At 63.1% G+C, this 20,675-nt stretch carries 18 protein-coding genes and 1 pseudogene; 7 read left to right on the forward strand and 12 right to left on the reverse strand.

Annotated elements, in window-relative coordinates:
* Positions 1 to 127 precede the first annotated feature (127 nt).
* Positions 128 to 979: pseudogene (locus D3227_RS17525) on the forward strand (DUF2865 domain-containing protein); the annotation flags it as partial.
* Here the strand turns inward: D3227_RS17525 and gltX are convergent.
* Positions 897 to 2,270 carry a glutamate--tRNA ligase gene (gene gltX / locus D3227_RS17530; protein WP_120015667.1) on the reverse strand — a complete coding sequence of 458 codons (1,374 nt, stop codon included), beginning with the start codon at positions 2,268 to 2,270 and terminating at the stop codon, positions 897 to 899. The pseudogene D3227_RS17525 and the gene gltX overlap by 83 nt on opposite strands.
* 730 nt (positions 2,271 to 3,000) lie before the next feature.
* On the opposite strand from gltX, the gene D3227_RS17535 reads away from it, so the two are divergent.
* A complete protein-coding gene (locus D3227_RS17535; protein WP_120015364.1) occupies positions 3,001 to 6,804 on the forward strand; it encodes a vitamin B12-dependent ribonucleotide reductase in 3,804 nt (1,267 codons plus the stop codon).
* A gap of 149 nt (positions 6,805 to 6,953) precedes the next feature.
* On the opposite strand, the gene D3227_RS17540 is transcribed toward D3227_RS17535, so the two are convergent.
* Complete coding sequence (locus D3227_RS17540; RefSeq protein ID WP_120015365.1) at positions 6,954 to 7,562, reverse strand: class I SAM-dependent DNA methyltransferase; 609 nt, start codon at positions 7,560 to 7,562, stop codon at positions 6,954 to 6,956.
* 39 nt (positions 7,563 to 7,601) lie between these two features.
* Positions 7,602 to 7,766: a hypothetical protein gene (locus tag D3227_RS41620; protein ID WP_167480738.1), complete on the reverse strand. Its 165-nt coding sequence runs from the start codon at positions 7,764 to 7,766 to the stop codon at positions 7,602 to 7,604.
* Between the two features lie 104 nt (positions 7,767 to 7,870).
* Here D3227_RS41620 and D3227_RS17545 point away from each other — a divergent pair, with 104 nt between their 5' ends.
* On the forward strand, positions 7,871 to 8,785 hold the full coding sequence (locus D3227_RS17545) for a LysR family transcriptional regulator (protein ID WP_120015367.1): 915 nt from the start codon (positions 7,871 to 7,873) through the stop codon (positions 8,783 to 8,785).
* A 33-nt stretch (positions 8,786 to 8,818) separates the two neighbouring features.
* Here the strand turns inward: D3227_RS17545 and D3227_RS17550 are convergent, their stop codons facing one another.
* The 4 genes from D3227_RS17550 to D3227_RS17565 form a co-directional block, all read right to left on the reverse strand.
* Positions 8,819 to 9,361 (reverse strand): DUF2314 domain-containing protein, encoded by a 543-nt coding sequence (locus D3227_RS17550; RefSeq protein ID WP_120015368.1) that lies wholly within the window; start codon positions 9,359 to 9,361, stop codon positions 8,819 to 8,821.
* 210 nt (positions 9,362 to 9,571) lie between these two features.
* On the reverse strand, positions 9,572 to 10,633 hold the full coding sequence (locus D3227_RS17555; protein ID WP_120015369.1) for a glycoside hydrolase family 25 protein: 1,062 nt from the start codon (positions 10,631 to 10,633) through the stop codon (positions 9,572 to 9,574).
* A gap of 179 nt (positions 10,634 to 10,812) precedes the next feature.
* Entirely contained in the window at positions 10,813 to 11,430 is a 618-nt protein-coding gene (locus tag D3227_RS17560; protein ID WP_120015371.1) for a transglutaminase-like cysteine peptidase, read from the reverse strand.
* A 186-nt stretch (positions 11,431 to 11,616) separates the two neighbouring features.
* On the reverse strand, positions 11,617 to 12,489 hold the full coding sequence (locus D3227_RS17565) for an undecaprenyl-diphosphate phosphatase (protein ID WP_120015372.1): 873 nt from the start codon (positions 12,487 to 12,489) through the stop codon (positions 11,617 to 11,619).
* Between the two features lie 190 nt (positions 12,490 to 12,679).
* Here D3227_RS17565 and D3227_RS17570 point away from each other — a divergent pair, with 190 nt between their 5' ends.
* Entirely contained in the window at positions 12,680 to 13,594 is a 915-nt protein-coding gene (locus D3227_RS17570; protein WP_120015373.1) for a hypothetical protein, read from the forward strand.
* A gap of 1 nt (position 13,595) precedes the next feature.
* Here the strand turns inward: D3227_RS17570 and D3227_RS17575 are convergent, their stop codons facing one another.
* Both D3227_RS17575 and D3227_RS17580 read right to left on the reverse strand, forming a co-directional pair.
* Positions 13,596 to 13,808, reverse strand: coding sequence for a hypothetical protein (locus D3227_RS17575; protein ID WP_120015375.1), 213 nt, complete (start codon positions 13,806 to 13,808; stop codon positions 13,596 to 13,598).
* 150 nt (positions 13,809 to 13,958) lie between these two features.
* Positions 13,959 to 14,357, reverse strand: a complete 399-nt coding sequence (locus D3227_RS17580; RefSeq protein ID WP_120015669.1) for a GFA family protein — start codon at positions 14,355 to 14,357, stop codon at positions 13,959 to 13,961.
* Between the two features lie 195 nt (positions 14,358 to 14,552).
* On the opposite strand from D3227_RS17580, the gene D3227_RS17585 reads away from it, so the two are divergent.
* A complete protein-coding gene (locus tag D3227_RS17585) occupies positions 14,553 to 15,578 on the forward strand; it encodes an isopenicillin N synthase family dioxygenase (protein WP_120015377.1) in 1,026 nt (341 codons plus the stop codon).
* A gap of 60 nt (positions 15,579 to 15,638) precedes the next feature.
* Here the strand turns inward: D3227_RS17585 and D3227_RS17590 are convergent, their stop codons facing one another.
* The 3 genes from D3227_RS17590 to D3227_RS17600 all read right to left on the reverse strand — a co-directional run bounded on the left by D3227_RS17590 (position 15,639) and on the right by D3227_RS17600 (position 17,493).
* Positions 15,639 to 16,595, reverse strand: coding sequence for an alpha/beta fold hydrolase (locus tag D3227_RS17590; RefSeq protein ID WP_120015378.1), 957 nt, complete (start codon positions 16,593 to 16,595; stop codon positions 15,639 to 15,641).
* 26 nt (positions 16,596 to 16,621) lie between these two features.
* Positions 16,622 to 17,107, reverse strand: a complete 486-nt coding sequence (locus tag D3227_RS17595; RefSeq protein ID WP_120015379.1) for an SRPBCC family protein — start codon at positions 17,105 to 17,107, stop codon at positions 16,622 to 16,624.
* Positions 17,108 to 17,244: 137 nt separating this feature from the next.
* Positions 17,245 to 17,493 (reverse strand): ParB N-terminal domain-containing protein, encoded by a 249-nt coding sequence (locus D3227_RS17600; protein WP_006206067.1) that lies wholly within the window; start codon positions 17,491 to 17,493, stop codon positions 17,245 to 17,247.
* A 156-nt stretch (positions 17,494 to 17,649) separates the two neighbouring features.
* On the opposite strand from D3227_RS17600, the gene D3227_RS17605 reads away from it, so the two are divergent.
* On the forward strand, positions 17,650 to 19,290 hold the full coding sequence (locus D3227_RS17605) for a N,N-dimethylformamidase beta subunit family domain-containing protein (RefSeq protein ID WP_120015671.1): 1,641 nt from the start codon (positions 17,650 to 17,652) through the stop codon (positions 19,288 to 19,290).
* Between the two features lies 1 nt (position 19,291).
* The gene (locus D3227_RS17610; protein ID WP_120015381.1) at positions 19,292 to 20,674 is read left to right on the forward strand and encodes an aminotransferase family protein; all 1,383 of its coding nucleotides are present in this window, start codon (positions 19,292 to 19,294) and stop codon (positions 20,672 to 20,674) included.
* The last annotated feature ends 1 nt before the right edge of the window (position 20,675 follow it).

The following is a 20,675-nucleotide window of genomic DNA, read 5'->3' on the forward strand; positions in this document are numbered from 1 at the left end:
AACCCAGAAGCCCCCCGCTCCACGGCCGACGAGCCTCAAACTCCGCCGCAAAATCGCAGGATGGGACCTCGCATACCTTACGGCCATCCTCCAAACCAAAGCCCGTTAACCTGGATTCGGAGCCCTGCGGCTTGCCGGCGGCGGAACGCGACGTGACCGTAGCCGCATCCTGGCGGCGCTCGACGCCAATGGCTGTCGTGAGGACAAGATCGCGCCACGGCGCGCGCCGGTCCAACAAGCGGCCCGCGAAGGCGGCAACGGCAACCTGTTCGACCAGCTTTTCGGCGGCAGCGGCCATCTCGACGCGCTCGAGCAGCCCGCCTATCCCGACGAAGAGCGCGCCATACGCCAGGTGATCAACCAGCCTGACGGCATGGACCTGCCGCGGCTGAACGGCGAGTTCCGCACCATGTGCGTGCGCACCTGCGACGGCTATTTCTTCCCGATGTCGAACGCCGCCTCGCTCGGCGATTTCGAACGCGACCAGAAGAACTGCGAATCGAGTTGCCCCGGTACCGAGATGCAGGTTTTCTATACGCGCGGCATGGACGACGATTCGGGCGCGATGACATCGTCGGTAACCGGCAGGCCCTACAGCGAATTGCCGTCAGCCTATCTCTATAAGTCCAACATATCGCGGCCGCCGGGCTGCGGCTGCAACGCGCAGGCCGGAAATTTCGAGATCATCGCCGGCAATCCGCCGAACCCGGAACAGTCCGTACCCGATCCGGCGGCCACACCATTCGTGCCGGTGCCGGGCGCCAAGCCGGATCCGGGCGCCGATCCCGAGACGCTTGCCAATGCCGAGGGCGGGCTCGACCGCGACACGATCAAGCGCATGGCCGAAAAGCCCGCCTCCTCGCCGGTGTCGGCGCTGCCGCCGGACCAGCGCAAGGTCAGGGTCGTCGGGCCAGCGTTCCTTCCCGACCCAGCAGGGGCAATAGATCTGCAAGCTCCGGCCCGGAAGGCTGTCCAGTAAGGGCAAGCCTCAGCGGCATGAACAGCGCCTTGCCCTTGCGGCCCGTCGCCTCGCGAATCTTGCCGGTCCAGTCCTTCCAGACGGTGCCGTTCCACGGCTCTTCCGGCAACAGGTCGAACGCCTCGCGCAGGAAGTCGCGGTCCTCAACGGAAAGCTCCGGCGGCTCCTGCGGTCCCTCGCCGAGGATGCGCCACCACTGAACCGCATCGGCCAGCCTGTCGAGATTGCCGCGCACGGCCAGCCAGAACGGCTCAGCCTTGTCGCCGGAGACGCCGAGCACGATCAGCCGGTCGCGCGCCTCGGAGAACGGCATATGGTGTATCAGCGCCCGATTGAGCACGAAAAGCTCGTCCGGATCGAACTTGGCCGCTGATTTCGAGGTCGCGGCAGGATCGAAATGCCCCGCAAGCTCGGCCAGGTCAGGCATGGTGGCGACATTTTCGGAGGTGCCGACCAGCACGGCCAGCGAGGCGACGGCCATCGGCTCGATGCCGTCCTCGCGCAGGCTTTCGATCGACAGCGCCCCGGTGCGCTTCGACAGCCCCTCGCCCGACGCCGTGGTCAGGAGGTTGTGGTGGCCGAAGACCGGCGGCACGGCCTCCAGCGCCTGGAACAGGGTGATCTGCACGCCAGTGTTGGTGACATGGTCGTCGCCGCGAATGACGTGGGTGACGCCCATCTCGATGTCGTCGACCACAGAGGGCAGCGTATAGAGATAGGTGCCGTCCTCGCGCAGCAGCACCGGATCGGATAGCGAGGCGAGGTCGACGGTCTCCTCGCCGCGCACCAGATCGTTCCAGTGGATTTCGGTGCGCTCGGGCTGCAGCGGATCGCTGGTGAAGTTGGGCAGAAGGAAGCGCCAGTGCGGCTTGCGGCCGTCCGACTGGTATTCGGCCACCTGCTCCGGCGTCAGCGTCAGCGCCTCGCGGCCATAGACCGGCGGCAGGCCGCGCGTGCGGCGCACTTTGCGGCGAAGATCGAGTTCTTCGGGTGTTTCGTAGCAGGCATAGAGAACGCGAGCCGCCTTCAGCCGCTCGACCGCCGCATCGTAGATCTCGACGCGCCGCGACTGGTATTCGGTCGCATCGGGGAAAATCCCCAGCCAATGCAGGTCGTAGAGGATCGAGTCGGCGAATTCCTGTGTCGAGCGGGAGATATCTGTGTCGTCGAAGCGCTGGATGAAGCGGCCCTTGTTGTTCAAGGCGAACAGCCAGTTGAACAGCGCGGTGCGCGCGTTGCCGATATGGATGCGGCCGGTCGGCGATGGGGCAAAACGGACGGTAACTGTCATGAGCGGGGCGTAGCGGATGCTTTTCCGGTTGACAAGACGCGCCCCCGCGCGACGCGCAGACATAGAACATGGCGGGCTAAATTAAAAGGCGGTGGCATCACAGCCGTTGCACGTAGCGGCCGAAGCGAGGCATGGCGGCCGCAAAGGCCGGGCAACCGGGTTTCAGAGGCGCCGATCTGTCCCCGTTATCCACATGTGTGACACACAAGATATTGGGGTCATAAAAGCTACGCAAACGAATCCTTGACGGCGCAAAACGAGTCGCCTTTTATAGGCGATGTGCTCCTGTTGAGAGCGCGACCGGAAAGTTCTGAGCCCGGTCTTTTTTCCCGGAATTTGTGCGTTTTGCCCGCATTTCCGCCCGTTACGAGGCCGGCGGAAGCGTTGGGGTTGTTGGGGCCAGGGGTGGCGAAAAGGGACAATTGTCGGACTGGAAAAAATACTCTGTTAACACTATATTTAGTGTTTGCAGGCAGGTTCGACCCTAGATAATGTGAAATTCCTCGATTGGGGGAATCGAGCAAAAAGTTTCAGATTTGAGGACCCGCAGGGGTTCGCCAACGGATTGGACAGACGCTTCGCAAGAGGGCTGGCCAGCAAGTCGGGCGGAAGCTGCGAAAGGAGATGCCGGCGTTGTCAAGACGTCGGCCAACGGCGGACTGCGCGTTTCGCGTTGGGGGCAGAAATCCCTGGGGAAAAGCGCTATATATAGACAAAAGGGATCGGACCAATGCGCATCGAGCGTCGCTTCACCAAGCCAGGACAAGCAGGTCAAGAGGGTGCTGCCTATGCGGAGATCGAATTCCGCAAGGCGCTTTCCGAGATCAAGAATCCGGATGGCTCGGTGGTGTTCCGCTTGGACAACATCGATGTGCCGGCTCAGTTCAGCCAGGTCGCGGCCGACATCCTGGCGCAGAAATATTTCCGCAAGGCCGGCGTTCCGGCTCGCCTGAAGAAGGTCGAGGAGAACGACGTTCCCTCCTTCCTGTGGCGCTCCGTCGCCGACGAGGCCGAACTGGCCAAGCTCCCCGAGGCCGAGCGCTACGGTTCCGAGATCGATGCCCGCCAGGTCTTCGACCGTCTCGCCGGCACATGGACCTATTGGGGTTGGAAGGGCGGCTACTTCAAGTCCGAGGATGACGCGCGCACCTTCCGCGACGAGCTTGCCTATATGCTGGCCACCCAGCGCGTGGCGCCGAACTCGCCGCAATGGTTCAACACCGGCCTGCACTGGGCCTATGGCATTGACGGTCCGAGCCAGGGCCACTTCTATGTCGACCCGTTCACCGGCAAGCTGACCAAGTCGAAGTCCTCCTACGAGCATCCGCAGCCGCATGCCTGCTTTATCCAGGGCGTGCAGGACGATCTCGTCAACGAGGGCGGCATCATGGACCTGTGGGTGCGTGAAGCGCGCCTGTTCAAATACGGCTCGGGCACCGGCTCCAACTTCTCTTTCCTGCGCGGCGAAGGCGAAAAGCTGTCCGGCGGTGGCCGCTCGTCCGGCCTGATGAGCTTCCTCAAGATCGGCGACCGCGCGGCGGGCGCCATCAAGTCGGGCGGCACGACGCGCCGCGCCGCCAAGATGGTCATCGTCGACGCCGACCACCCCGATATCGAGGAATTCATCGACTGGAAGGTCAATGAGGAGCAGAAGGTCGCCTCGCTGGTCACTGGCTCCAAGATCGTCAAGAAGCACCTCGAAGCGATCATGAAGGCCTGCGTCAACTGCGAAGGCCATGACGACGACTGCTTCGACCCGGCGATCAACACCGCGCTGAAGCGCGAGATCAAGCTGGCCAAGAAGGACGCGGTGCCGGAGAACTACATCTACCGCGTCATCCAGTTCGCCAAGCAGGGCTACACCTCGATGTCGTTCAAGACCTACGACACCGACTGGGATTCGGATGCCTATCTCACCGTATCAGGCCAGAACTCCAACAATTCGGTGTCGCTGAAGGACAATTTCCTGCGCGCCGTCGAGCAGGATGGCGACTGGCAGCTGACCGCCCGCAAGGACGGCAAGGTGCTGAAGACGCTGAAGGCCAGGGATCTGTGGGAAAAGATCGGCTATGCCGCATGGGCGTCTGCCGACCCCGGCCTGCATTTCAACACGACGATGAACGACTGGCACACCTGCGCCTCGGCCGGTGCGATCCGGGCCTCCAACCCGTGCTCGGAGTACATGTTCCTCGACGATACGGCCTGCAACCTCGCCTCGATCAACCTGCTGCCCTACCGCAACGCCGACGGCACGATCGACATCGCCGCCTATGAGCACACGGTGCGGCTGTGGACGATCGTGCTGGAAATCTCCGTCATGATGGCGCAGTTCCCGTCGAAGGAGATCGCCAAGCTCTCCTATGAATACCGCACGCTCGGCCTCGGCTACGCCAATATCGGCGGCCTGCTGATGACCTCGGGCATTCCCTATGACTCCGACGAAGGCCGCGCCATCTGCGCCGCGCTCACCGCGATCATGACCGGCACCGCCTATGCCACCTCGGCCGAGATGGCGTCCGAGCTCGGCGCCTTCCCCGACTATGACCGCAATGCGCAGAACATGCTGCGCGTCATGCGCAACCATCGCCGTGCCGCCTATGGCGACAAGGACGGCTACGAGAAGCTGGCCGTCAACCCGGTGCCGCTGGTCGCGTCCGACCTCAAGCAGCAGGCGCTTGCCGACCATGCGAAGGCGGCCTGGGACCGCGCCATCGAGCTTGGCGAGGAGCATGGCTACCGCAACGCGCAGGCAACCGTGATCGCGCCGACCGGCACGATCGGCCTTGTCATGGATTGCGACACCACCGGCATCGAACCCGACTTCGCGCTGGTGAAGTTCAAGAAGCTCGCGGGCGGCGGCTACTTCAAGATCATCAACCGCGCCGTGCCGGAAGCGCTGCGCACGCTCGGCTATTCCGAAAGCCAGATCGCCGAGATCGAGGCCTATGCGGTCGGTCACGGCAACCTCAACCAGGCGCCCGGCATCAATCCCGGCTCGCTCAAGGCCAAGGGTTTCACCGACGACAAGATCGCGGCGCTCAACGCAGCGCTGAAGTCGGCCTTCGACATCAAGTTCGTCTTCAACCAGTGGACGCTCGGCGCCGACTGGGTGAAGGAGACCTTTGGTTTCACCGACGAACAGCTCAACGACTTCTCGTTCGAGATCCTGCCGGCGCTAGGCTTCGCCAAGGAGGACATCGAGGCTGCCAACATCCATGTCTGTGGAGCGATGACGCTGGAAGGCGCGCCGTTCCTCAAGGCCGAGCACCTGGCGGTGTTCGACTGCGCCAGCCCGTGCGGCAAGATCGGCAAGCGGTCGCTGTCGATCAACAGCCACATATTGATGATGGCGGCGGCGCAGCCCTTCATCTCCGGCGCCATTTCCAAGACTATCAACATGCCGAACGAAGCGACGGTGGAAGACGCCAAGGGCGCCTACATGCTGTCGTGGAAGCTGGCGCTGAAGGCCAACGCGCTCTACCGCGACGGCTCGAAACTGTCGCAGCCGCTCAATTCCTCGCTGCTCGCCGATGGCGAGGAGGACGAGGACGATGCGGTCGAGCAGCTGATCCAGGCGCCGGCGGCGCAGCGTGCCGTGCAGGTGACGGAGAAGATCGTCGAACGCGTCATCGAGCGTCTCTATCGCGACCGTGAAAAGCTGCCGAACCGCCGCAAGGGCTATACCCAGAAGGCGGTCGTCGGCGGTCACAAGGTCTATCTGCGCACCGGCGAATTCGACGATGGCCGTATCGGCGAGATCTTCATCGACATGCACAAGGAAGGTGCCGCCTTCCGTGCGATGATGAACAATTTTGCCATCGCCATCTCGCTCGGCTTGCAGTACGGCGTGCCGCTCGAAGAATTTGTCGAGGCCTTCACCTTCACCAAGTTCGAGCCGGCCGGCATGGTGCAGGGCAATGACGCGATCAAGAACGCCACGTCGATCCTCGACTATGTGTTCCGCGAGCTTGCCGTGTCCTATCTCGGCCGCAACGACCTCGCCCATGTCGACCAGTCGGATTTCGACAAGACGGCACTCGGCCGCGGCATCACCGAAGGCAAGGCAACGCCCTTCTCGAAGGGACTGACCCGTGGCGTTTCTCCGGTTAAGCTGGTCTCGGGTGCCAGCTCCGAGCCCAAGGGCTTTGGCGGGGGTTCAAGTCCCTCTCCCGCTACCACTCCTGCCCGCGCTACAACAACGGCATTTTCCGGGTCCAACGTGCTGGCGTTGAAGCCGGCCAGTGACGAGGCCATCGCCTACAAGCGCGACTACGAGGAACGGGCCCGGGAACTGGTCGAGGATATCGTCTATGAGGAAGCCGCAGACGAGGCTTCGGGTGCTTCGGCGCTGTTCACCGACGCAGCGGCAAACGAAGCTGCCGAGGCGAAGGCGCTTGCCGCAACCCGACGCCAGCAATCGCTGATGCAGGGCTACACCGGCAACGAGTGCTCGGAGTGCCACAACTTCACCATGGTGCGGAACGGCACCTGCGAGAAGTGCGACACGTGCGGATCGACGAGCGGGTGCAGTTGAGGAAATCTGAAGCGCTAAAACGGAACATCATCGGCCCGGTCGCAAGATCGGGCCGATTTTTTTGGTAGAACAAGGGCGATGGGAATGACGCGCGCAGGGAACACCCTACAGAAGGCGGAGCAGCGCAAACAATAACAGTCCACGCCGCGTCATGATGGCCTTACAGCCAGGAACGTGTTCCATTCTTCGCGATCGCGGCCGACGTTGAAATCGTCCCTGATAAGGACGAGCCCGGCGCTTTCGAGGCGGGCCGCGAAGTCGTCCCTGCGCCAGTAGACCGTATGATATTCGCCGCCTGTCTCGCCGTCACCATTGCGCATCGATACGAGGAAGGCGCCGCCTGGCCGCAGCGACCCGGCTATCTTGGCCAGCACCTGGTCGATCTGGCCGCGAGGCACGTGGATCAGGACAGCCAGGGCCAGGACTGCGTCGTAAGGGCCGCCGAGATCATCGGTGATGAGATCGAGAAGCTCACCCTGCTTGCCGCGCGCGGCCTGCAGCTCAAGAAACCGCTTTGTTGCGTCGGTGCGCCGAACCTTGACGCCCAAACTCTCCAGAAAGTCCGCATCGTATCCCGGTCCGGACCCGACTTCCAGAATCTGGCCGGCTGTGCCGGCGATCGCCACAAGGCGCTTCAGCGATGCCTGCTCTCTCGGGTTGGGAACATGCCTCACGATTGCATCGTAGCGTTCCGCATAATCCTCATAAGCATTGATCGTTTGACGGCTCTTCGCCAGAGCCTTCGATAACACACCCATCTTTCCCTCCCTTGCATCCACGTTGGTCAAAGAGCTTCCTCAGCGAATGGTTCCGGGAGGCACGCGTCCGTCGAGCATGCCGATATCGCGCAGGAAATGGTCCGACAGCGAACGGTGGTCGAGCAGGCCGCGCTTGCGGGGTCTGAACGGAGCGGTGAAAAGGTCGAGCATCGGACGACGAAGCGTGTTGTAGAGGGTGGTCATTGCCGTGTCCTTTCGGGTTCGATCTGATGGACAAAGCATGCCGTTTTCCGGCCTTGGTTTCCAATCGAACGTCAACTACTATGCATCAGGAGGATTGATGCGTCATGAGTTGGGAGCTACCGCCGTTAGGGGCCATTCGCGTCTTTGAAGCCGCGGCGCGGTTGGGCAGCTTCACTAAGGCGGCCGAAGAACTCGGCATGACCCAGTCAGCTGCAAGCTATCAGATCAAGGTGCTGGAAGAACGCGGCGGAACGCCACTTTTTATAAGAAAAACAAGGCAGATCGCCCTGACCGAGGCCGGACAGCAGTTGGCACCGCATGCAACAGGCGCCTTCTCGGCCTTGGCGGATGCGTGGGTCGCCACTAAGGGTGGAGCGACCGGCGTGCTGTCCGTGACGACCATGGAAACATTTGCTTCGAACTGGCTGGCCGTATGGCTCGGAACATTCCAGCTGATGCATCCCGACCTTGCCGTGAAGGTGAATACATCGTCCCGGCTGGTCGATTTCACACGCGAGGACATGGATATCGGGATCCGCACCGGCACCGGAAAATGGCCCGGCCTGACGGCTCACTATCTGTTCAAGGCAGACTATACGCCAATGCTCAGTCCGAGACTGGCCGAGAGCGTTGGCGGCATCCACCGCCCCGAGGATCTTTACAAGGTGGCGCTATGCTGTGCCGACGATCCTTGGTGGAAAATCTGGTTCGAGGCGACCGGCGTACCCTTCGAGTTCGATCGCGTCATCGCGGGCCCGACGCTGGGTTCGCAGGCTTACGATGCAATGGCGGCGCTGACCGATCAGGGCGCTGCCATCCTCACCCGCAACATCTACAGCGCCCTGCTGGCAAAGGGCCAGTTGATACAGCCATTTGAAGTCCTTGGATCTGATGGTGATGGCTATTGGCTGGTGCACCTGGAAAGCCGCCGCAATACACCCAAGATCAAGGTGTTCCGGGACTGGGTGCTTGCGCAGACAGCGGAGATACGCGAGCGCGAAAGGCGCGAGGTCCGATAGACTTTCAGAGCAGCGACCACAGGCTCGCCCGCCTCAATCCTTGAACGTGATCCTGTATTTTTCGGCCTGTTCCTTGGGCATGTCGGCGAGTGCCTGGCGTACCGTGTAGCCGCCGTAGACTTCGCCGCCGTTTTTGATCATCCAGTCCTCGACGTCGGCCTCGGCCACCTTCATCCTGTCGCCCATCTTGTATTTGTTGCCGTTGACCGGTTCGTCGGCGAGCAGGCCGACGAAATTGCCGTCGCTGTAGCCGAGCAGTTGCATCCAGATATGCTCGGTGGCGCCGTTCTGCGTCAGCGGGAATTTCACCGTGTAGGTGCCGGGCGCGCCGGCGGCGATCAGTTTGTGGAACCGCGGCAGGGTCGAGCGGCCGGTCTTTTTGGCGGCCTGCATCGCTTCGTCGCCGGTGTAGTAAGCGACGACATTTTCCTTGATCGGGCGCGGCGCCGTCAGCGAGACGCCGGGGGCGGCCTCCGGGATTGCGACCGGCTTGTCGCTCGGCATATGCCCGAGCGTGTTGAAAAATCCGTAGCCGAGAGCGGCCACAAAAGCGATTGCCAGAACCGGATTGCGCATTGGCCCCTCCGTGCACTCCATTGCTTGATGCATGTCGTTGGCCCAAACCGCTGCGCGCCTTCGGGTCAGGCCCAGGGGCATGCTGGGCGACATGCACGATCACGCGGATGTTACCAGCCGGGCGTTGCGGGACCGCTAAGGAACAGAGTGAGCGGATCGTTAGAAAAACGCTGAAATTTGCCGTCAAATCTGAGAATGCAGGCCGCGTCCCTAGTCGGCGTCGGCCATCATCTGGCGGCTGCCGCCGGCCCAGGCACGCCACTGCCTCTCGTCGCCATGGAAGACATTGAGGTCGATGCGACCCCTCACCCCGTGCGACAGGCCGGAGCCGGAATATTGCCAGAACAGCCATTTGCGGCCGGGATAGACTTTTGATGGATGCCGCGCCACCGCGCGCAGCCAGAACGGGTAGTCCAGGAAGGCGCCACGCAGATTGTCACGGTAGAAGTCGGGGCTGGTGTAGATGATGGGTCGCTGGCCGTAGTAGCGCTCCAGCTTGTCCATGAACACCTGCATCTTCTCCTGCACGGTCGCGCGCGACGGCCGCCGCTTGCAGGAGGACTCGCCGTTCCACTCGACATCGATCACCGGCGGTAGCGCGCCCTCGACCCTCGGTACGTTGCGGATGAACCAGTCGGCCTGCTCACCGGCGGTGCGGCACCAGTAGAAGAAATGATAGGCGCCGCGCTTCAGTCCGGCGGCATCGGCATTGCGCCAGTTGGTCCTGAACATCGGGTCGAGATGGTCGCCCCCGTCGGTCGCCTTGATGTAGGCGAAGTTGGCGCCCTGGGCGCGCAGCTTGCCCCAGTTCATATTGCCCTGCCAGCGCGAGACATCGACGCCGTGCACGGCAAGGTGCCGGGGTGAGGCCCCCCGGCCGAAATTGATGGGCTTGGCGTCGCGGAAACCGTAGTGCGTCACCGACCCGGCCAGCATCGGGGGTGCTGCGCGCGTCAGCCGCTTCGGCTGCGAGACCAGTGCAACCGGCTCCACCGGTGGCTCGATGGCCTCCTCCGGCAACGGCGTGTCGGTGGCGACCGTCTCTTCTTCCTCTGCCAGGGAAAAGGGCGGCGCATTGTCGGCCACGGGCTCGTCCGACATGGGTGCAAGACCGGGTGTGTCCGGGGCCGCCGCGACGGGCACGCTTGGCCGCACCACCGAACTGGTCGTCTCGTTCGACGGCATTTGCAAGGCATCGACGCCCGCTGTCGACGAACAGCCGGCAAGCCACAGGGACGCGAGCGAGAAAATGACGACGCCTGGTAACCGCATCTGGACCTGTACGCAAAACACAACAGACCGAAGGCAACCAACCGCCGCCGGACAACTGGCAATTCCCTAACGAGAAATTACCAACAAAGTTTGAATCAATTGTTAGCGAAATGGTGAGCGAGCGCGGCTCTGCCCTGCTCTTGTCTGCGGGAGAAACCGAAAACGGGTTGGCGGCAGGACTATTTGACCGAGCTGACCAAAGTCTCGTCGCCGCTGAGGATGGAGACCCAGTGCCCGGAGTTGTCGCTCGCCTGCCGCTTCAGGTAGCGATAGCCGGTCTCACTCCACAGGCGAACCTTGTCGCTGAGATTGTCGAGGATGAAGTCGCCCTTGTCCGTGCGCACGGTGAGCACCGCATGGCCTTCACCGTCCGGCTTGCGAACGACGGTCATCAGAAGGTTGGATACAGCAACGCCGTCGCTGATGAGTTCGCGCTGCTTTTCCAGCGCATAGTCCTCGCAATCACCGAAGCCGTTGTCCGGATAGGCCCACCATTCCTCCTTGCCGTAATTGTCCATGTCGCTCATCGACTTGACGCGCGTGTTGACCGAGGCATCGACGGCGGCGATCTCGCGCAACAGTCTGCCAGTCATATGCTCCGGTGCGTTGTTGGGCGAACGGATCGAACATTCGGCAGGGTGGATCTTGCAGAAATCATAATGGCCGACTGGCTGGGACGTCGGACCGCCGACCATCATGGACAGGCCGGCGGCACTGGCCATACCCGGCACAGAAGTGAAAGCCGTCAGAGCTATTGCAAGCCGCGCCGCGCAACGCCAACCCGTAGAGGATGCCATTGCGGCCCCACGTCTGTTGTTTGTTAACAAAAAGCTAAGGGGGAATTTACGGGCGAGTCAATGCGTGCGCGGGGCGATCACAGACGGTTGACCGTTTGCATCGCGGACGTGGTTGCCGCGCAACACAGATTTCCAGTTGGCGCAGGAGGCCGCCATTTGCAGGCCGGCTGAATATCAACACACCCTCTAGGCGAGCCATCCCAATGCCACCGCCACCAGCAGCACGACGCCGAGCACGCCGCGATAAATTACAAAGGGCCAGGCAGAGAAACGCTCGAGGATGCTCATCAGGCCCCATATGGCAAAGAATGCGGAGATCGAGGCCAAGACGAGCCCGACGGCGAGCACCGACCAGCCATGGGCGTCGAGGTGGACCTTGTGGAGTTCCCACAACTCCTTGAGCCCGGCGAGCGCGATTGCCGGCAGTCCGAGCAGGAAGGAGAAACGCGCCGCCTCGGCCCGCTTGAAGCCAAGCCCGAGCGCGGCGGTCAGGGTCGATCCGGAGCGCGACACGCCCGGTATCAGGGCGCCGACCTGGGCGAGACCGACGAGCAGCGCGTCGGCCATGGATGCTTCGCCGACGGTGCGCCGGTGGCGGGCTAACATCTCGGCCAGTGCCAGCAGGATCGCCATGCCGATGCAGGCCCAGCCGATGACGCTCAGGCTGCGCAGCGCCGAATTGCAGGCGTTGAGCGCACCCGACAGCGCGACGCCGGCAATGACGATCGGAATGGTGGCAAGCACGATCCACTGTGCCAAGCGGAAGTGCCGGTCGGCGAAATCGCGGCGTGTCAGGGCATCGAGCGAACCAAACAGAATATCCCTGACATCGCTCCAGAAATAGCTGACCACCGCCGCCAGGGCCGCAAGCTGCATGGCGGCAGAAAACGCGGAGCCCGGATCCTGCCAGCCGAGCACGGCCGGCACGATGCGCATATGCGCCGTGGATGAGATCGGCAGCAGTTCGGTGATGCCTTGCACCACGCCGAGAAATGCCACCTTGGCATAGCCCAGACCGACGAAGCCGGTGTCCAGGCCTTGCGTGCAAATGTCCGCCATGTCGATCCTTCCCAGGTGAGAGTCACTTGGGAAGCGCCGCTTCTGGCTTATCCCGGCTGAGGCATAGCTTCGCGATCCGGGGAATCCAATTTACGGATTTGTAATGTGCGCCCGAACCGGCTTGACAAGTTTCGTGTTAATATTACTCTTCGCTAACCTTACGATGTAAGGCCTATGCTGGGAGGAACCGATGTCGACCGCCGCTCTGTCCGAATTGCAACCCGTCGTCTTGCGCGAACCGCATCAGCCCGCCATTGCAATGGAGGATGTCTCGCTCGACTTCAGCCGCGCCATCGAACGCGCCGAGGTCAATGCCTGGCGCGACGTCTATGCCGCGGTGCCTGCCGATTTCGCCGCGCGCCGGGGGCTGTCGCTCGCCGGGGAAGGCGATCTCGTCTGGACCACCTGCACGACGATCCCGTTCATCCATTTCAACTGCGTGAAGAATCTCGGCGTCGAGCGCCCGGCCACCGAAAGCCAGCTCGACGCGCTCCTGGCGCATTACCGCGAGGCCGGCATTGCGAGGCCTTGGTTCTATGCCAATCCGCACGCCGAGCCTTCGGCACTCAGATGCTGGCTGGAGGCGCGCGGGCTGCAGCGCCAGAGCGGCTGGGAACGGATTTTTCGCGATGAGACACCGTTGCCTTTCGAACCGCTGTTCCCGACCGATGAGCATGCAGTCGAACGGGTAACGGCGGCAACGGCGGAGGAATGGGCTGGTTTCATCGACAGCCGGTATCGGTTGCCGACCTCACCCTGGTTGCTGGCGCTGGTCGGTCGGCCGGGTTGGTATCATTACATGCTGAAGCGGGACGGTGGGGTAGTGGCGGTGCGTTCGCTGTTTATCGGCGTCGACGGTACGGCCTGGAGCGGCATCGACGCGCCGGTGCCGGGCATCATGGCGCCGAGCTTCGATCTCGACGCGCTGCTTGGCGAAGCGATGGTTCGCGACGGCATTGCCGCCGGCGCGAAACTATTTGTCGCCGACATCGAGGCGCCGCACCCCGACCGCGACGGACCGGCCTATCGCAACTATGCGCGCCTCGGCTTCAAGCTTGCCTATTTCCGCAGCCATTACAGCTATTTGCCGGCCAATTCCGGGTGACCTATCCAAGCAACCATTGCTGCAGGCAGGTCCTGGCCACGACATGCGCCGGCGGCAGGATCGGCTGATCGGCGGACGCGTCTTCGGCGGTGCGCCCGCGGGCCCTTTCGAGCAGCATGCGAAGCTCCGCCGGCTGCACGCGGTCACGCTCCATCACGAGCCGGACCATCGGGTCGTTCAATAGCTCGTCCAGGGTGTTGATGCTGTCGCTCATCCGTCGCCTCCTCGAATACCGACCCGCAGCCGATAGATAGGCAGGCAATGATGGCTCGCCAATGACGCTTTGCCGGCTATCTCGTGGTTTCGGATTAAATTCTGTTAACGCCAGCTCCCACCCTTGTCCCACAGTGGGAGGAGGGAAAACCTAGTTCGGCGGCGGCGCGCCTTCATAGCGCGGCAGGCCGTCGTCGAGCTGCACCCAGGGCTGCCTGGAGGCCGTCCAGATATGCATCTGCGGCTTGAACACGGACGGGTCATCAAGTGAGCCAGTCGTGATGCCGATGATGCCGGCGGAATCCCGCCGCGAAAACATTGTCGTGCCGCAGGCCGCGCAGAAGCCGCGCTTGAGGTCCGGCGAAGTGTTGACCGTCGCCACCGGTCCGTCGACGGTCACGTCGTCGATGCGGAACAGCACGCGCGCGTTGAAGGCCGCGCCGATCACCTTCTGGCAGAGCCGGCAGTGGCAGACACGCTCGTTGATCGGCGCCGCCTGCGCGCGGTAACGGACCGCTCCGCACAGGCACCCGCCCTCATATCTTGCCATCGCCAGCTCCATGCCTTCAAGGATTTGGCGGCACGGTAGCGGCGAGGAGTGCAGCGTCAATTCAAAAGCTTTGATGGCATCATCGGTTGCGGTGATGTTGTTGTTTGCCATTGGCCCAATGACGGAGGGCGGCATGGGATTGACAGAAGGGCGACCCCCGCGCCGGCTTGCTGCCGGCAGCACGGGAGGCAAGCCATGGCGCGGGACATCGAAACCATCGGGATTGCCGCCTTGTTCGGGCCACCCTCGCTCGCCCGCGAGCGCACCGATGCCAGGATCATGGCCGCCGCTTCGGGCATCGGCTTCATGGCGGCCCGCGATTTCCCCGGCGACGACTGGCTGACGCCGCAGAAACGGGCGCGCCTGCTCGAGATATTCTCCCTGCCCGAGGCCGAGAAACAAAAACTGCTGCGCTGGAATTTCGACCGGACGAAGAAGAACGTCTATCGCGGATGGTTCCCGCTGCAGCCGACAGCCGCCTCCTACAAGGAAGGCATCGACATGGGACCAGACCGTGCACATGCGCGTACGACCAGTTCCGACGATCCGCTTTGCGAGCCGACGCCCTTGCCCGCCGAACAGGCGCTACCGGGCTGGCGCGCGGCCACTGCCAGCTACTACCTGGCGATGGAAGCGGTGGGCAACGCGCTGATGCGTTCGGTCGCGCGCGGACTCGATCTGCCGGAAACGATCTTCGACGCCGATTTCGAAGGCGGCATCTCGACCCTGCGGCTGATCCGCTACCCGCTGCGCGACGCCAATAGCGGCATCGATACAAGCGGACCGGAGTTTTCGGTGATCCACAAGGGCGAGACCCGCAGCATCATCGGGCGCGAGCATGCCGATTCCGGTTTCGTCACCCTGCTGGCGCAAGACGGCGTCGAGGGCCTGCAGGCGAAGAACCTTGCCGGCGAATGGATCGACGTGCCGCCCGCCGACGGCACGCTGGCGGTCAATTTCGGCCAATTGCTTGAGCGCTGGACCGGCGGCCGCGTCCGGGCGACACGGCACCGGGTGATTGCGCCGAAGACAGCGCGCTACTCGATCCCGTTCTTCTACGAGCCGCGTGTCGATGCCGAGATCGCGTCGCTGCCGCTGGGTGGCGCAGCCCCTTTCGAACCGTTTCTCTATGGCGACTATCTCTGGGAAGCAGCGACGAACTTCGTCGAGATGAGCGGCATCAAGCATCTGAGAGAGCCGCGCCGCGCCAAGGCTTCATGAAAGCTTTGCGGCCGCCTCGGGAGAGACGGCCGCAGTCAGGCATTTATACCAAACGGCAAATTACTTCGTTTCGCTGACGACTTCGTCCCAGCTCTTCACCTTGGTCTCGCCATTGAGGAAGGGCAGCGCGGTGGCTGTCAGATCCGGGGCGAAGAAGACGTCGTAGTGGGTGCGGTTGGGCAGGATGGCCAGGCGGTTCTGCGACAGGTTCTCGCGCATCCAGCCGGCATCCTTCAACCCGCCGCCGAGCATCTGGTAGAACTTGATCTCGTGCTCGGGCCGGTACATGTCGCTGTCGCCATAGACCAGCATGACCGGCATCTTGAGCTTGGCCACATCGGCGGAATAATCATAGTCCTTGCGCATATAGGTGCCGAGCGTGTCGAGCAGTTTTGGGAAATCCTGAGGACGCGGCGCCACCGCCACATAGGATTTGTACATCGGCGTGTCCTTCATGAATTCGGCCGCCGCGGCACTGACCTGCGCCTGCTGGCCGCGCATCTCGGCATAGAAGCCGTCGGCGGCATAGCCGGCCGAAACGAGGACGAGACGGCGCACCGCTTCGGGGTGCTGGACGGCCATGCGGAAGGCGACGCCGCCGCCCAGCGAATAACCCAGGACGTCGACCTTGTCGTAACCCAGCGCCTTGACGATCGCCGCCATATCGTCGCCCATAGCCTGCAGGCCAAAGGGCCGGTCGCCGAGCGCGGTGCGGCCATGGCCCTGCAGGTCGACGGCGATGACGGTGCGGTTTTCGGCTAACCTGGGCAGGATCGGCGCGAACATGTCCGTGGTGCCGAGACCGCCATGCAGCACAAGCAGCGGCTCGCCCTTGCCATAGATGGCGTAATAATAGTTCAGGCCGTCGATCGGCAGCAGGCCGGACTTGTCGGGCTTCGGCAGTGATTTCGTCTCGGTGGTCATGGCAGGGTTGGTCTCCTCTGCATTGGCTTGGCACGGCGCGGCGAACAGGGCCGCAGCTGGAGCAAGAATGGCGAAAGATATTGATCTGAACATGCTGATCTCCTCCGGTCGCGCCGCTGTCAAAGTGTCTTGGCGAGTTCTTCAAGCTGCTCGGTGCACTGGCCCCAGCCCTCGTGAAAACCCATCTTTTCGTGCTGTTCGCGATCGGCGACGCTCCAGTGCCTGACCCGCGCGATGTAGCGGGTCTTGCCGTTGCCTTCGTCCTCCAAGGTCAGCACGCCGGTCATGAACGGTTTTTCGGACGGCTCCCACGCCTTGGTGTAGGCGTCGGTGAAAATGATCTTCTCGTCCGGAACGACTTCGAGGAAGACACCGGGATTGGGAAATTCATTGCCGTCGGGACCGGCCATGACGACCAGGCTGTTACCTCCGGTGCGCACGTCCATTTCGGCGCGCGGCGTCGTCCACGGCTTCGGCGCGAACCACTGCGTCACAAGCTTGTTGTCGGTCCAGCAGCGAAAGACGTTCTTGCGCGGCGCATCGATGATGCGGGCGAGCACCAGTTCGCGGTCATTGGCGGGGGCGATGTCGAGCTTGGTGGTCATGGGGTCTCCTCGGTTTGTCTGAATTGCGGTTCCGCTTCAAAGACGGGTGAGCGCAGCGCGGGCCGACATTGTTCGCGAAAAAAATCACAGGAGGGTGACGGGAACGGCCTGACGTCGGCCGGCTGGTCAAACGGGAGCTAGTGGCGCTTGGCCTGGACCAGATAGGCGTCGATCTCGGTTTCGCCGAGCCATTTGGCCGCTTCCAGCCGGTGCAGGCCTTCGACAAGGATGTGGCGCTTGCCGTCATGGCGCACCTGGATCGGCATCTTCATGCCGTTTTCCAGAATGTCCTCGGCCAGATGACGGACGGTCTCGGGATGCAGCGTCTTCTTGCGCGCGGTCGGCACGTAGATGTCGTCGACCTTGACCTTCTGGACTCTCAGCATGTCGGCTCCCAGGTGCGGAAAACACCGCCTTGCCTGAGATAGTCGGTTTGGCGAGAGCGGCCAAGGGTGGCCCCAGCGATTGCTGGCCCGATTGTTTCCATTTGACGCTTGGCCGGCAGATCGCCGAAATGGCGGCCTGTCACGTTTGCGGTGTTCATGACCCATCTGCCGACCGAATTCCCCGATTTCGGACTGACGCCGCAGCAGCGCAGGCAAGCGGTGCGCACGCATTATTACGAATTGCCGGGGATGGACGGCGAGCGCGGCGAGATCTGGTGCTACACGGATCGCTTTTGCTACCGCCCGAGCGAGACGGTGGCTCTGCATGTCAGTGCGACAGCTTCCATATTCCGCCTCGCGATCACACGCGACGGCTGCACCGAGATAAAGGTGTTCGAAAAAGCCGGCATCGCGGCGCGCTGGCAGGACACGCCGGACCAATGCTCGGTCGAGGGCTGCGGCTGGGACGCGTCGTTCGAGTTTCGCATCGGCGACGACTGGCCGTCCGGCGCCTATCGCATCACGCTTGAAGCGGACGGCCGCGACGGCAAGCCGATCCACTGCTACCATCTCTTTATCGTCGCTCCGCAGCCCGGCAAAAAGCCCGGCCGTGTGCTGCAGGTGGCTGCGACGGGCACTTGGCTCGCTTACAACACCTGGGGCGGTTCCAATCACTATGAAGGCATCACCGGCGCGAACCGCGACCAATATGCGCGCATGGTATCGACGCAGCGGCCCTGGTGCCGCGGCTTCGTCGTGCTACCGAAAGATGCGCCGCGCGTGCCGCTCGAAGTCGCGGTGCCGCCGAAGACCGTGCCACGTTACCCGCATATGGAATGGGCTTTTGCCACCGGCCATTCGAAGAAATACGCATCTTCGGGCTGGGCGAGCTACGACAGCCATTTCTTGCGCTTTGCCGAGCGCGCCGGCTATGGTGTCGATCTCGCCAGTCAGCACGAATTGCATTTTTCGCCCGAGATTCTCGACGGCTACGATTGCGTCGCCTTTGTCGGCCACGATGAATACTGGACCTGGGAGATGCGCGACGCCGTCGATGCCTATGTCGAGCGAGGAGGCTACGCGGCGCGTTTCGCCGGCAATTTCATGTGGCAGACAAGGCTGGAAGACGACGGCCGCCGGCAGGTCTGCTACAAGTATAAGGCCCGCGCCGAAGACCCCGCCTATCGCGGCGGCGACGTCACCCGCGCCACCAATTCGTGGGAAGCACCGGAGATCGGCCGGCCGGGTGCCGCCACTTTCGGCCTCAACGCGACGAGGGGCGTCTATGCCGGCTGGGGCGGCTGCGCGCCGCGCGGCGTGCGCGGGTTTCCGGTCTACCGTCCCGAGCACTGGGCGTTTACCGGCACCGGCATCTACTATGGCGACGTGCTCGGCGCCGACAGCCATATCTATGGCTATGAGGTCGACGGGCTCGACTTCGAGATCCGCGGCGGCCTGCCCTACCCCACTGCAACCAGCGGCGCGCCGGATGGACTGCAGGTGCTGGCGGTCGGCATGGCATCCCAAGTCGAGGAAAGCGCCGACGTTCCGCTCAAGGACCAGTTCCTTGGCGACGAGGATGGCCGTTTCACCGCCGAGACCCTCTTCGGCGAGCCGAGCGACGCCAATCTCGACAAGGTCAAGCGCGGCAGCGGCATGATCGTCAATTTCCCTCGCGGCAAGGGCGAAGTCTTCCACGCCGGAAGCTGTGAATGGGTTGCCGGCCTGCTAAGGCAGGACGCGATGGTCGAGTGCGTGACCAAAAATGTCCTCGACCGCTATCTCGGAAAGTCCTGACATGCCGAAATCGGAAATTCAGCCTTCTCCCGAAGCCGAAGCGCGGTCGCCGTCGCATCTGTTCTATCTGTCCAGCCTGCGCCGGCCGCTGGTCGACCGCGCCGAGGGCATCTATTTCTGGACCAAGGACGGCCGCCGCTTCATCGACGGATCGAGCGGGCCGATGGTCGCCAATATCGGCCATTCCAACCGCAACGTGCTCGACGCCATGAAGCGGCAGATGGACCGCGCCACCTTCGCCTACCGGCTGCATTTCGAGAACGAGCCGGCCGAGGATCTTGCGAGGGAACTTGCCGGCAGATTGCCCTCGGGCATGGACCGCATCTTCTTCGTCTCCGGCGGCTCGGAAGCGACGGAATCCTGCATCAAGCTCGCCCGGCAATGGGCGGTGGCCACCGGCCAGCCCAAGCGCTGGAAGGTGATCACCCGCTTTCCGTCCTATCATGGCGGAACGCTCGGCTCGCTTTCCGTCACCGGCGACGATGCGCTGGCTGAGACGTTTACGCCGATGATGCAGGTGATGCCGACCGTGCCCGCGCCAACGGCGTGGCGCGACCGCGATAATCTTTCGATGGAACAACGCGGCATCCGTTATGCCGACATGCTTGAGGAGAAGATCCTAGCCGAGGGTCCCGAAAGCGTGCTCGCCTTCATCATGGAGCCGGTCGGCGGTGCTGCCACCGCGGCCCTCGTCGCGCCGGACAGCTACTATCCGCGCATCCGCGAGATCTGCGACCGCTACGGCATCCTGCTCATCCATGACGAAGTGATGAGCGGCGCCGGCCGCACCGGCAAATTCCTCGGTGGCGATCACTGGAACTGCAAGCCGGACATCGTCGCGCTGTCGAAGGGGCTGGGCTCCGGCTATGCGCCGCTCGGGGCTCTCGCCGCACCGATGCGGCTGGTCGAGCCGCTGCTCGCCTCCGGCGGCTTCCAGCACGGCCATACCTATGCCGGCAATCCGCTGGCCTGCACGGCCGGGCTTGCGGTGCTCGGCGAGATGGACCGCCTCGACCTGATCGCCAATGCGGCCGCGATGGGCGAGGTGTTGATCAACGAGTTGAAGGGGCTGGCGAGACGCTTTCCGTTCATCGCCGACGTGCGCGGCAAGGGCCTGTTGCTGGGGTCCGAAATGGTCGCCGATCCCGAGACGCTGGAGCCGATCGCGCCGGCCAAGAAAGCCACACAGCGGCTGCTCGACCTCGCCTATGAGCGCGGGCTGATCATTTATGGGCGCAAGGTCAAGGGCGGCGTCGACGGCGACAATTTTATGGTGGCGCCGCCGATGATCATCACAGCAGAGCAGATCGGCGAGATCATCGCCATCATCGGCGACTCGCTGGCGGCGCTCGCCGCCGAACTCGACCTGCCGGTCGAAGGTTGAG

It is taken from the genome of Mesorhizobium waimense (assembly GCF_003601975.1).
In the GTDB taxonomy this organism is placed as follows: domain Bacteria; phylum Pseudomonadota; class Alphaproteobacteria; order Rhizobiales; family Rhizobiaceae; genus Mesorhizobium; species Mesorhizobium waimense.

Bases quoted from the DNA above. Each gene is read 5' to 3' on its own strand.
- D3227_RS17610 (WP_120015381.1), top strand. From the start codon at position 19,292: ATGCCGAAATCGGAAATTCAGCCTTCTCCCGAAGCCGAAGCGCGGTCG.
- D3227_RS17535 (WP_120015364.1), top strand. From the start codon at position 3,001: ATGCGCATCGAGCGTCGCTTCACCAAGCCAGGACAAGCAGGTCAAGAG.
- D3227_RS17540 (WP_120015365.1), bottom strand. From the start codon at position 7,562: ATGGGTGTGTTATCGAAGGCTCTGGCGAAGAGCCGTCAAACGATCAAT.
- gltX (WP_120015667.1), bottom strand. From the start codon at position 2,270: ATGACAGTTACCGTCCGTTTTGCCCCATCGCCGACCGGCCGCATCCAT.
- D3227_RS17545 (WP_120015367.1), top strand. From the start codon at position 7,871: ATGAGTTGGGAGCTACCGCCGTTAGGGGCCATTCGCGTCTTTGAAGCC.
- D3227_RS17580 (WP_120015669.1), bottom strand. From the start codon at position 14,357: ATGGCAAGATATGAGGGCGGGTGCCTGTGCGGAGCGGTCCGTTACCGC.
- D3227_RS17585 (WP_120015377.1), top strand. From the start codon at position 14,553: ATGGCGCGGGACATCGAAACCATCGGGATTGCCGCCTTGTTCGGGCCA.
- D3227_RS17590 (WP_120015378.1), bottom strand. From the start codon at position 16,595: ATGTTCAGATCAATATCTTTCGCCATTCTTGCTCCAGCTGCGGCCCTG.
- D3227_RS17560 (WP_120015371.1), bottom strand. From the start codon at position 11,430: ATGGCATCCTCTACGGGTTGGCGTTGCGCGGCGCGGCTTGCAATAGCT.
- D3227_RS17575 (WP_120015375.1), bottom strand. From the start codon at position 13,808: ATGAGCGACAGCATCAACACCCTGGACGAGCTATTGAACGACCCGATG.
- D3227_RS17570 (WP_120015373.1), top strand. From the start codon at position 12,680: ATGTCGACCGCCGCTCTGTCCGAATTGCAACCCGTCGTCTTGCGCGAA.
- D3227_RS17555 (WP_120015369.1), bottom strand. From the start codon at position 10,633: ATGCGGTTACCAGGCGTCGTCATTTTCTCGCTCGCGTCCCTGTGGCTT.
- D3227_RS17595 (WP_120015379.1), bottom strand. From the start codon at position 17,107: ATGACCACCAAGCTCGACATCGCCCCCGCCAATGACCGCGAACTGGTG.
- D3227_RS17600 (WP_006206067.1), bottom strand. From the start codon at position 17,493: ATGCTGAGAGTCCAGAAGGTCAAGGTCGACGACATCTACGTGCCGACC.
- D3227_RS17550 (WP_120015368.1), bottom strand. From the start codon at position 9,361: ATGCGCAATCCGGTTCTGGCAATCGCTTTTGTGGCCGCTCTCGGCTAC.
- D3227_RS17565 (WP_120015372.1), bottom strand. From the start codon at position 12,489: ATGGCGGACATTTGCACGCAAGGCCTGGACACCGGCTTCGTCGGTCTG.
- D3227_RS41620 (WP_167480738.1), bottom strand. From the start codon at position 7,766: ATGACCACCCTCTACAACACGCTTCGTCGTCCGATGCTCGACCTTTTC.
- D3227_RS17605 (WP_120015671.1), top strand. From the start codon at position 17,650: ATGACCCATCTGCCGACCGAATTCCCCGATTTCGGACTGACGCCGCAG.